The organism is uncultured Microscilla sp. (assembly GCF_947493425.1).
Classification (GTDB): Bacteria; Bacteroidota; Bacteroidia; order Cytophagales; family Microscillaceae; genus Microscilla.
Genome location: NZ_CANLRP010000111.1, coordinates 1 through 12,721, shown reverse-complemented (window position 1 = coordinate 12,721; position 12,721 = coordinate 1). Strand labels below are relative to the sequence as shown.

General features: G+C 41.5%; 6 protein-coding genes. 5 read left to right on the top strand and 1 reads right to left on the bottom strand.

Features of this window, described 5'->3' with window-relative positions; all coding sequences use genetic code 11:
* Positions 1–101 precede the first annotated feature (101 nt).
* From Q0954_RS23040 to Q0954_RS23025, 4 genes are all read left to right on the top strand, one after another.
* Complete coding sequence (locus tag Q0954_RS23040) at positions 102–1,451, top strand: hypothetical protein (protein ID WP_299460891.1); 1,350 nt, start codon at positions 102–104, stop codon at positions 1,449–1,451.
* A 75-nt stretch (positions 1,452–1,526) separates the two neighbouring features.
* Entirely contained in the window at positions 1,527–3,434 is a 1,908-nt protein-coding gene (locus tag Q0954_RS23035) for a hypothetical protein (RefSeq protein WP_299460889.1), read from the top strand.
* Positions 3,435–4,056: 622 nt separating this feature from the next.
* On the top strand, positions 4,057–4,578 hold the full coding sequence (locus Q0954_RS23030) for a hypothetical protein (RefSeq protein ID WP_299460886.1): 522 nt from the start codon (positions 4,057–4,059) through the stop codon (positions 4,576–4,578).
* A gap of 71 nt (positions 4,579–4,649) precedes the next feature.
* The gene (locus Q0954_RS23025; RefSeq protein WP_299460884.1) at positions 4,650–5,225 is read left to right on the top strand and encodes a hypothetical protein; all 576 of its coding nucleotides are present in this window, start codon (positions 4,650–4,652) and stop codon (positions 5,223–5,225) included.
* 366 nt (positions 5,226–5,591) lie between these two features.
* On the opposite strand, the gene Q0954_RS23020 is transcribed toward Q0954_RS23025, so the two are convergent.
* Positions 5,592–6,848, bottom strand: a complete 1,257-nt coding sequence (locus Q0954_RS23020; protein WP_299460882.1) for a hypothetical protein — start codon at positions 6,846–6,848, stop codon at positions 5,592–5,594.
* A gap of 462 nt (positions 6,849–7,310) precedes the next feature.
* On the opposite strand from Q0954_RS23020, the gene Q0954_RS23015 reads away from it, so the two are divergent.
* Positions 7,311–12,536, top strand: a complete 5,226-nt coding sequence (locus tag Q0954_RS23015; RefSeq protein WP_299460880.1) for a PAS domain S-box protein — start codon at positions 7,311–7,313, stop codon at positions 12,534–12,536.
* Positions 12,537–12,721 lie beyond the last annotated feature (185 nt).

Sequence of the window (12,721 nt, the reverse complement as noted above, 5' to 3'; positions counted from 1 at the left end):
CTTTTTTTTAATGTAAATTAATTTTACAAAAACATACAGAAAATTAATTTTGCGTGGTTCTATATGTTGAAGATTGAAAAACCAAAAACAGCGACAGTATAATGAATGAGAAAATAGTCTGGAAATGGGTCATACTTGTTTGCTTCCTGCTTACCTGTACCACTACATTTGCTCAGTTTAGAGCACCCAAAATATTAAAACACCCCAAACGAATAAAAGTAAAAAATCTTTATCAACTTAACTCGCGTTACCGCGAAACCAACGTATGTATATCACCCGATGGTAAGTACCTGTTTTTTATGACAGGGCGCGGAGGACAGCCTTGGTCGGGCAGACCTTCACGCCTTTGGAAAGGCAAACTAGAGTATTCTGGTGATATATGGTACTCGCAGAAAATGGGTAAAAAATGGTTGATGCCACGTGCTTTGCCTGCCACCATCAATACCGACAACGGTGAAGACGAACCCAATGTATCACCCAACGGGCAAAGAGTGTATTTTCAGAGTTGGTACAGTGGCTGGGAGCGCAAGGGAGGCCCTTATTATTCGGCGCGTTTGTATGGCAACTACTGGAGCCGTCCCAAGGGTTTGGGGGGAGGCATCAATGCTTTTTTTCAGCGTCGCCAAGAGCTGGGGCAAGAGCTGGCCACCGATGGAGCCACTATGTCGGCAGACGGCAAAACTTTTATTGTGGCAGTAGGGCCTTATTCGGGCAATATGAACTTGTACATTAGCCGCAAAGACCGCCGGGGCAGATGGTCTTTGCTCAAGCGGTTGTCTGTAAGCACTATGGGCAACGAACGCTCCCCTACCCTTGCGGCAGATGGCAAAACCCTTTATTTTGCTTCCAGTGGGTACGGGGGGTATGGGGGACTCGACATATTCAAAACCACCATCAATAAAGATGGCAGCCATGGCAAAGTTGTAAACCTGGGCATCCCTTTTAATACCTACCTTGACGATTACGGCTTTACCCTGACCGCCTCAGGCAACGAAGCTTACTTTATCCGCGAAGGCGATATTTATTTTGCCGATACCAAAGACGCCAACCCTGAGCTTAAACCCAACATAGCCACACTGATGGTGACTGGAATAGTAAAAAATGGCAAAAATGACAAAAAAATGGGAGTCATCATTACATTTATGCACGCCCAAACTGGCAGGGTCATTACGCGTACTACCAGCAACTCCGTGACTGGACAATACGCCACAATGATTCCAATAACCGACCGTAACTTTATTCAAACTGTCAGAAAAAAAGGATTTGAAACCTTTTCCAAGGGGTTTTACCCTCAAATAAACAATGGACTCAACAAGGTAGAAGCTGATATTGTGTTGCAACCCAAGGAGAAAAAAATAATTGCCAAAAAACCACCTACACCTACCAAGGTCACCAAGAAAATAATTAAAAAAGCAGAAGAAGCAGCTGCCGAAACTGGCAGAGCCAATTAATAACTTTATGTTTGTTAACTTTTTTGTCCATGAAAGGTATAATTAATTATACACCTTAGTTAGACACACCATATTATGAAACTTAATTATTCAAAATATATTACTGCCACACTGATCTTTACATTTGTCTGGCAGGTAGCCCAGGCACAATTTCAAGTGCCTAAAATTCTGAAACACCCCGGCAAAATCAAGATCAAGGCATTGCACATGCTCAACTCTAAATACCGCGAAACCAACTTATCTATTTCACCCGATGGCAAAACCTTGTTTTTTATGTCAGGGCGCGGGCAACAAAGCTGGTCTACCCCGCGCTACACCCGCTACCGGGGCAAGTGGGAACATGATGGTGATATATGGTACTCACGCCGGGTAAACGGCAACTGGCGATACCCTACTTGTTTGCCACGCACGGTAAACTCCCGTTCGGGCGAAGACGAACCCAATATATCACCCGACGGGCAAACAGTATACTTCCAGAGTTGGTATGGCGCCTGGGAACGCAAAGGAGGTCCTTACTACAAAGCCAGGCTTAAAGGTACCCGCTGGTCTTTTCCGCAAGGTTTGGGCGAAGGCATCAATCAATTTTTCAAAGAACGTGCCCTCAAACAACGGTATAATCGAGGTCCTAACAATTACGCCACCGATGGTGCCACCATGTCGGCAGATGGTCGAACCTTTATTGTAGCAGTGGGGGTGTACAATGGTAAAATGGATTTGTATATCAGCCGCCGCGGACGCTACGGTCGTTGGTCTTATTTGCGCCGTCTGTCGGTAAGCACTCGTGGCAATGAACGATCACCTTTTTTGGCAGCTGACGGCAAGACCTTGTTTTTTGCTTCAGATGGTTATGGAGGTTACGGAGGTTTAGAAATTTTGAAAACAACCATTAACCCCGATGGCAGCCACGGCAAAGTAGTAAACCTGGGGGCTCCGTTCAATACTTACCTCGACGATTATGGTTTTATTATGCCTGCTTCAGGGCAAGATGCTTATTTTGTAAGGCAAGGGGATATTTATTATGCCGATGTAAAAAACGCCAATCCTCAAATCAAACCTTCAGTTACTTTGATGATTTCGGGCATAGTAACCAATGCTTCTACCAAAAGAGGAATGAGTGCCACCATTACCATTAAAGACGCCCGCACCAAACGCGTGATCACTACTGCACGTAGCAACTCTTATACTGGAAAGTATGTAATCATGCTGCCTACCAGTAGTCCCAACTTCATCCAGGAAGTAAAAAAACGAAACTTTAGTAGTTTTAGTAAAAGTTTTAATCCTACGCTCCAAAACGGACTCAACGAAGTAGTGTCTAATGTACCCCTGAGCCCAGGTAGCTCCAGTGTAGTAAGCAGTGGCAAGCGTTTGCTCATTACGGGGGTAGTCACCAACAAAAAAACCAAACGTGGAATGCAAGCTACCATTGTGATAAGAGATACCAAAACCAACAAAATAATCAAACAGGTGCAAAGCAATCCGCTGACCGGATTATATAAGATAAAACTGCCCGTAAGTAGCCCCAACTTTGTCCAGGAAGTTACCCAAAAAGATTTTGACAGCTTCAACAAGAGTTTTAGCCCTGTTATTAAAACCGGGCTCAACCGAGTTGTATCTAACGTGCCCCTTACCCCAAAAGAAGTGGTAATAGCCAAGCAACTGATGATTGCAGGCATAGTGACCAATGCTTCTACCCAAAAGGGCGTAAGCGCCACCGTAATCATCAAAGACTCCAACACCGGAACAGTGATTGCCCAGACCCAAAGTAAGATCAATGGGCAGTATGAGATAAAGTTGCCTGCCGACAAACCTTCGTTTGTACAGGTTGTTACCAAAAACAAATTCAGCAAGTTTGACAAAAGCTTTAGTGAGGTGCTAAAGCCAGGCATGAACAAGGTAGTGTCGAACGTGGCACTGCGCCCCATAGTAATAGTGGTAACAAAAAAAATAGATCAGGAGGCTGCCGCCGAAACTGGAAGGAAATAACCCTGAAAAATTGCTGTAAAACAAGGTGAACAATCCCCTGACGAAACCAAATGTTTTGTCAGGGGATTGTTGTTTCACAGTACTCTACCCAGCTTTTTTTTCAAAAGTACAGTCATCGCCTCAGCTCGTGTCTCCACCATAGCCGTCAGGCTACTATTTTTTTACCCCTGAAATATCTTTCAGTGCCCAAGTTTTGGCGATTCGATCAGCGCGTGGGGACACTCGCTGAGGCGGTGAAGGTATTTTTTAAGTGATTTTTTACTATGCTCCTCTTAACCTGACGGCTATGGTGTCTCCACGAGCTGATCGGAACCTTGAAAAACACGGTTCCCAAGCTCTATGACGGGGCGATTTGTGGAGGCACAAACCGAGGTGAAAAATAGTAGGGTAGAGTAGTTTCACAGACATTACCTTGCCTAAAAGCCATGGTCAGACAGGATACAAACTTTTAAAAAACTTTGCGAACTTCAACTTTTAAGATTTTATTTGTTGGTCTTATGTACTGCTTTTGTTTACCTTAAAAAAACTGCCTATACAATACACTTTTACTTATCACCATCATTTTTTTAGTAAAAAACAGGTGAAACAACTATTTCACCACTCATAATAATATAATATGAATATGAAGAAATTATGCCAACGTCTGTCTGTTGCTTTTGTATTGCTCAGCATTATCAATGTGTCATCGGCATACGCATTTAAAGTTTCTTTTGATAAGCACACTTTGGCGAGCACAGCCTTAGCAGCTGATGCCCCGTCGTTGCCTTATAAAACACCTGTCGAGTTGCGCAGTGAAACCAAAAAACGGCAAAAACTTGCCCGCAAAAAAGCCAGGATGAAACGCTTTTTGAATAGCCGCATAGGTAAATGGTTGATTAAACGTGCCCTCAAAAAACAAGAGCGCAGGCAAAAAAGGCAAGCCAAAAGATATGAAAGAAAAAAACAGCGCTGGCTTGCCAAAGGTAAGGACATTACAAAACTGAAAAAACACAAGAGACGGGGCAATGTTAAAACGGGGCTTTTATTGATAATTATTGGTGCATTGTTTTTCTTTGCTCTGGGCAAACTGAGCCCTTTCGACATCATAGGCATTGTGCTGGCGTCGTTGGGTCTACTGCTTATTTTACTCTATTTACTTACTTAATTGTTGGGAAAACAGAAATTTATAGTGTTATTTAATACAGTCTTTTTTTAATCTTATTAAACTCTTTTTGTATGCATATCAAAAACTTTTTAAGATCCATTACTTTAGGCGCATTGTTGGCGTTTCCTGTGGTAAGTAATGCCCAAAGCCAATTGATGGCAAATGATGAGGCGATGGCAGAGATGCCCGTAACGACTCCGGAAGTGGAGGTGATAAAAACTGAAACAGTAGTGGTAGATGCTCCAGCAAAAAAAGTAACTACAGAAGCTCCTGTTACCAAAACGTTGTCGAAAAAGGAATTGCGCGCTGCCAAAAAAGCTGCACGAAAAGCCCGTCGTACAGAAAGAAAAATCAAAAGAGCTCAAAAATTTTTAAACTCGCGTGTAGGCAAGTGGTTGATCAAAAGATCTGTTAAAAAAGCCGAAAAACGCAAAAAGAGGTACTTGAAAAAGGCCGCCAAAGCAGAAAAAAAAGGCAATAAAAGGCTTCAGGAAAAGTATGAACGCAAAGCCTTAAGTGGCAATATGAAAATCGGGGTTATTTTGATTCTGGTTGGACTGATCTTAAGTTTCTTGCCTGTGCTCAACATCATTGGTTGGATATTGATTGTGGTAGGTCTTGTATTTATACTGCTTGCCCTGTTATAGGCATCACTTATAAAAAGACAAAAGGCATATTGGAGCCAACTCCAATATGCCTTTTCTTGCTTTAGCACGAACAATGGCTGATGAATGCGCCAAAATACCTCCTGCACATTGTTTCCAAATGACTCTACACTTTTTACAGATAAACATTATAAAAACAGTCCTCTCTCCCTCCCCTGACTAAGGAATTGTTCAAAAATAAATTTACACTCTGAGGGGTGATTTTTCGCCTTGATACTTCGTTATTTTTATTGCCCGTAGCGCTGTTCCGAATCAAGTTCGGAATTCAAGCTCTATGGGCGCAAAAAATAGCCTCGTCTCAAAACAAAACCTCTACCTCAAGAATGGTAATTTAATTTCTCACCATTCCTAAGCCAAGGTAGCCTTTTGCTCATTTTCTGACACGTTTTTTTCCAGCCAACCTAACCTGCGATAAATCAAACGCACAATGTTTTTGAGCACATACAAATAAATAGTAAGCAACAAAATACTGAGGTGAATATTGAACAAAAAGAAAGAAAGCGCTGAGGTAACAATGAGCAGCGACATATAGCTCAATAAAGTAATTGCAGATTTGAACTGGGTGTTTTCAAAAGTATTTTTAAGCCAACTTTCGAAACGATTGGCAGGATAAAAGATCATTATTGACAAGCAAAAAAAACAGCCAAATAAGAAAATTAAAAACGTCGGGGTAACTACATTGTCACCATTGAGCAGGCCAAGGTAGGTATTGAGTAAAATAAGTGGCCCTACCGTTTCGCCATAAATGGTTTCGTGTTTGTCGCTCTGAAAATCACCCACCACAATGATTCGGTCTTTGACGTGTGCCAGTATATCTTCATCATCCAGGGTAAGCAAAGCATCAAGGTTGTCTACCTTATAGCGGTTTTTCGACACAAATAAATCATAGTTGCGCACCTTAAAATCGACAATAAACGACTTAAGTATACGCTTGCCATTGAGCCAGTAAAACCATTTACCTTTTTTCAGCGACTGTTTGTGCAAGGTTTCATACATCACCAAGGGTGACGATTTGATGGAGTCGCGGTACAACAAGTTAAACTTCAGGAAAGTATTATTAGTAGTGGCATAGTCGGCAATGCCCCGTGGAGGTACTTTAAAAATGGGCAGATCAAGGCTGTCTTTATCTTCTTTAAAATGATAAGATAACACAATGTTTTTCATTTTTGCCAGCTCGCCTCTAAGAGCTACATCAGCCGATACGCTGTCTCCTGCACACTCGTCTATTGTGGCAGGGTCGGCAAAGAAAATATCACAAATCACAAACTTCTGATTCGAAGGTTTTCGATTGAGCACTTTGAAAAACTTTGCCAGTTTTTTGCGGTCAGTAATGGCTTGCTTGCCTATAGGAAACCCATTGGTGTCTAGTTTCTCAATCATCTGCTTGTCATAGGCCACATCTATAAACATCAAGTCTTTATGATGGGGTTTGTCTTCCAGGTTGAGTACTATGTTTTTAAAATAAGTAACCCCCTGAATCAAAGGAACTTCATTGCCATGTACAAAAGGTTGGTTGAGCAACTGGAAGGTAAAATAAATCAGCAAAAACGTATTTGCTATAGTTGCCACCAGTTTTATCCCTGTCGAGCGTCTTGATTTTTCCATAAGCCAGATCATTGCACCAAATTTCTTACCTAAACCTGTGATAAGCAATAAAAAGCGCGACAAAAATTAGACAAACACACGATAAAAACGAGACAATCATTTTGCCTGAAAAATATGGTACAAAGCAATGATTATCGCTTGCCAAAAATTGGAATACACTTTTTTTTTCACTTACTTAATGTGTCTTAGATACTCAACTGCTGGAGGCTTACCTAAACAATCAAATATTTTTTGTTATACCTTAATTACCCAATAAAACAAGCCTTCAACCAGCACTAACAGCGCTTTATTTGTTTAAAACGAATAGCTGGTTTATATTTCCTAACTCCTGAAAACAATGCAATAAATAATATGATGTAACATGCGCCCCTTCAATCTTATAACAAGATGATACACCAGATAGTTGTTTTGGTATGCTACATACCCCCCCTAAAAATACGAACTGAGAAAATACATTGAGGAATGCAGAATCAACATCAAGAAATGCAACAAGATCAGGCTCCTGTGCCTATACAAGATCAACTTTTGGCAGAAAATAGTCAAATGAAAGAACGCCTTTGGATAGACTCTAACCTTGCCAAGTTTGATGATATACTAAGAAGTAATTACGGTCAACCCCTCGAAACTTTTGCCGATGTGGTCATTTTACACCTGGCAAAACTCACCCAAGCCCTCAAAGGCACCTTTTTTAGCCTCAATACCGACAACCAACTCATCGAAGCCCTGGCAGGATATGCTTGTTTGCCCCAAAACAAGAAGTTTAAAATAGGTGAAGAGTTGATAGGGCAATCAGTCAAAAGCAAGGAAATCATTGTATGGGACGATATCCAAGATGGCTCACTGGTATTGACAGGCACCACTGGAAGTATTTCGGGGAGTTGCATAGCAGCAATACCGCTTATATTCAATGGTGAGGTATATGGTGCAGTAGAATTGATGTATTTGAAAAGCATTGAAAAAAAACACCTCGAACTACTAGAGCGGTTGACAACAAACGTAGCGGCCATGCTCAACAGCATTCAAAACAATCTCAAAACCCAAAAACTACTCAAAGAAGCTCAAAAACTAGAAGCTGAACTGATTGCGAGAGAAGAAGCTTTGCGCCAAAACATGGAAGAGTTGGTGGCTACGCAGGAAACCCTCGTGAAAAAAGAAGAAGCATTGTCGGGGCGGGTAGAAGCCATCAACCACACCATTTGTTCGATTGAGTTTAATCTGCAAGGTGAGATACTGGATGCCAATCCGCTGTTTTTAGACCTGATGGAATATTCTCTTGACGAACTCGTAGGCCGACACCACCAATTGTTTGTAGACCAAGCCTACGCCAACACGCAGGAATACCAATATTTTTGGGAGCACCTGCGCACAGGCAAAAGCCATAGTGAAGAGTTTAAACGCCTGAGCAAAACAGGAAAAGCAGTGTGGCTGAGGGCTACTTATACCCCTATCAAAGACCAACATGGAGTGGCTTATAAGGTAATAAAGCTGGCAATGAATGTAACCCAGGAAAAAAGGTTGCAACAAGACATAAAAAACCAGATTGATGCTATAGGACGTTCATCAGCAATGGTAGAGTTTGACCTGGCGGGCAATATTTTAGATGCTAACCCACTGTTTTTACAGCTGATGGGCTACACCAAAGAGGAGATCATAGGCAAGCACCACCAACTGTTTGTAGAAGCAAATCACGCCCAAAGCAAAGCCTATCAACAGTTTTGGCATCAGCTGCGTAATGGTCATTTTATCGAAGGGGAATTTAGCCAGATCAATAAACATGGAGAAAAAAAATGGATCAAGGGCAGCTATAATCCTGTACTAAACCCAGAGGGACAACCTTATAAAATAATAAAGCATGCCTCTGATATTACAGATAAAAAAACACTGGAAATACAAAACGAGGCTCAACTAGAAGAGGTAAAAGCAGTAGAAGAAGAGCTACGCCAAAATATGGAAGAACTCATTGCTACTCAAGAGACCTTGTTACAAAAAGAAGCGGCGCTCTCAGCACGTGCTGAAGCCATCAACCATACCATTTGTTCGATTGAGTTTGACACCAAGGGCAATATCATTACAGCCAATCAAATGTTTTTAGACCTGATGGGTTACCCGCTCGAAGAAATACAAGGGCAACACCATCAAATATTTGTAGATACTCAATATGCCCAGTCTCAAGAGTATGCCCATTTCTGGCAAGAGTTGGGACAAGGCAAAAGCCACAGCGCAGAGTATATGCGCCGCAACAAAACAGGTAAAGAGGTGTGGCTAAGAGCTACTTATACCCCTATAAAAACCCCGGAAGGCAAACCCTATAAAGTAATAAAACTGGCAATGGATGTTACCAGGGAAAAACAAATGCGGCAAGACATGATCAACCAAATGACTGCCCTACAACGTTCTTCAGCGGTCATAGAGTTTGACCTATATGGGTATATTCTTGATGCCAATCCACTGTTTTTGAATATGATGGGCTACAGCAATGAAGAAATCAAAGGCAAGCACCATAGTATTTTTATGGAAATAGGCGAGGCACAAAGCAAAGAATATCAAGAATTTTGGCATCAATTGCGTCAAGGTAAATTTATAGAAGGAGAGTTTATTCGGATTGATAAAAAAGGGCAAAAAAAATGGATCAAAGGAAACTATAACCCTGTGTTGGGGCTCGATGGCAAGCCCTATAAAATAGTAAAGTATACCGCTGATATCACTGATAGAAAAACGCTGGAAATGGAGAATGAGCTTCAGTTGGAGCAAGTAAGAACCACAGAAGAAGAACTACGCCAAAATATGGAAGAATTAGTTGCCATACAGGAAGACCTTCGACAAAAAGAAGGAGCACTCTCAGGGCAAGTCAAGGCAATCAATAGCACTATTAGTTCGGTTGAATTTAATCTGGAGGGCAAAATACTACGTGCCAATCAATTGTTTTTAGACTTGATGGGCTACACCAGCGAAGAGGTAATAGGCAAACACCATCGTATATTTGTAGGTAAAGAATACGCTCAATCTCAAGACTACGCATTGTTTTGGCAAGACTTACGCAACGATATAAGCCACAACGCCGAGTACAAACAGCAGGCAAATAATGACAAGGAACTGTGGCTCATGGCTACTTATACCCCGGTAAAAAACAGCGAAGGCAAACCCTACAAAGTAATCATGCTGGCAATGGATGTAACCGAAGAAAAAAACCTTCGGGTAGACCTGGGCAACCAGCTTGCTGCCATTGATCGCTCTATGGCAGTGGTAGAGTTTGACCTCACAGGGCAGGTACTGGATGCCAACCAACAGTTTTTGCAATTGATGGGTTACCAAAAAGAAGAAGTAATACACAAACACCATGGACTTTTTGTAAGTGCTCAAGACGCCCAGACCGATGAGTACCAACAATTTTGGCATCAACTCAAAAATGGAAAACCTATAGAAGGTGAATTCATGCAAGTGAACAAAGACGGTGACCCTGTATGGGTAAAAGGCATCTATAACCCTATACTTGATGTAGACAATAAGCCTTATAAAATCATCAAGTTTGTATCTGATATTACCGAGAGAAAAAAACTAGAACTGCAAAACACCCGACACCTCCAAAAAATTGAACAGTCGCAGCAAGTACTGAAGGAGAATAACGAAGAACTTGAGGCAATGCAGGAGGTAATGATTCATAAAGAAAAAGAACTCTCGAGTAACCTTGCCGCCATTGACAGCACCATTAGCGCGATTGAATTTGACATGGATGGCAAAATTATCAAAGCCAACCAGTTATTTTTAAACCTGATGGGTTATACCCAAAACGAAATAAAAGACCAACATCACCAAATATTTATCGAAGAAGCACACGCTCAATCCCAGGAATACGCTGATTTTTGGAATATACTACGCCAGGGCAAAAGTCATAGTGCCGAGTTTAAACATATAAGCAAACACGGCAACGAAGTATGGCTAAGGGCTACCTATACCCCGGTAAAAGATGCCAAAGGTGAGCTATATAAAGTAAAAAAGCTGGCAATGGATGTGACCGAAGAAAAGATGCTGCGGCAAAAAAACAGCAATCAACTCAAAGCCATTGATCGCTCTACTGCGGTGGCTGAGTTTGATCTGACTGGTAATATTCTTTACGCCAACGAAATGTTTTTAGACCTGATGGGCTACACCAGTGATGAACTCCAGGGCAAACATCATCGCTTATTTGTAGAAGATGCCTACACCGGCACGGTCGAGTGTGAAAATTTTTGGCCTACCCTGCAAAGCGGGCAGTTTATAGAAGAGGAGTTTTGGCGCATCAACAAAAACGGAGAGTCAATATGGATCAAAGGTAGCTACACTCCAGTGCTCGACCTCAATGGCAAACCTTACAAAGTAGTAAAGTATGGGTATGATATTACTTACCAGAAAAAACTAGAGGATAAACTCAAAGATCAGATTCTGAAACTTAATGACTACAAGTTTGCCCTGGACTCTGCCGCCATTGTAGCCATTACCGATGTAAAAGGGAAGATTACTTATGTAAATGATAAATTCTGTAAAAAATCAAAATATAGCCGTGAAGAGCTCATTGGGCAAGATCATGGCATCTTAAACTCCGGCTACCACTCTAAAGAGTTTATCAAACATTTATGGAACACCATAGCCAAGGGGCAGGTATGGCGAAGCGAGATAAAAAACAAGGCAAAAGATGGAGAGTTTTACTGGGTAGATACGACCATTATTCCATTTTTAGACAACGACGGCAAACCTTATATGTACCTGGCAATTCGTTTTGACATTAGCAACAGCAAAAAACTGGAAGAAGAGCTCAAAAACCGAGGGTATGAGCTGGAGCAAGAGCGTAACCGGGTAAAGGTAATCAATGATGAACTGGCTGCCCAAAACGAACTGGTAGCCGACAAAAACAAAAGCATTACCGACAGCATAGAGTATGCCTTGAGGATTCAAGAAGCCATTTTGCCTATTATGTCGCAAATAAAGGCTGAACTACCCCAATCTTTTATTTTGTTTAAACCCAGAGACATTGTCAGTGGTGACTTTTACTGGTTTGCCAATGTAAGGGTGCACGCTGACACCCACCCCGAAACAATGATCCAAAAGAATATCATTGCTGCCATTGACTGTACTGGTCACGGGGTACCGGGCGCTTTTATGAGTATGATAGGAAATCAACTAATGAACGATATTGTCATTAGCAAAAAGGTAACATCGCCTGACCAGATTTTAAACCAGCTCAATAAAAAAGTAAGGCAAGTACTCAAACAGGACGAACTTGACAACCAAGATGGAATGGATATGAATTTGTGTGTAATAGATAAGACCAATAAAGTACTGGAGTTTGCCGGTGCCAAAAATGCTATGATATACATACACAATGGCAAAGTACAAGATATAAAGGCAGACCGCACAAGTATAGGGGGATTTCAAAGCCCCGACTTTAAATCTTTTAGCAAACAAGTAATTCCATTGATTCCAGAAGATGACCAAACCTTCTACTTATTCTCAGACGGGTTTCAGGATCAGATGGGAGGCCCAGATGAGCGTAAGTTTATGCGTAGCAATTTGCGTGAGTTATTAGTAAAGATACACCCCCAGCCTATGGAAAACCAACAACAGGTATTGAACCAGGTATTTAATGATTGGCTAAACAATGTAGAACAGCTTGATGACGTGCTGGTGATTGGTTTTAGGGTGCCATTAGACTAACAATGGCAAGCTTCCTTGTTTTACTAATTTTTATACAACCAAAGGGTGATTATAATTAACCATAATCACCCCCGCTGGCGAAAGTCTCCAGACTGGTGCCCAATGCGTTTCCTTAGGAACGGTGTCAAAATAAATTTACATTCTTAACCTCATCTTTTTTGGACATGCTTCGTTAAAAAAACTTG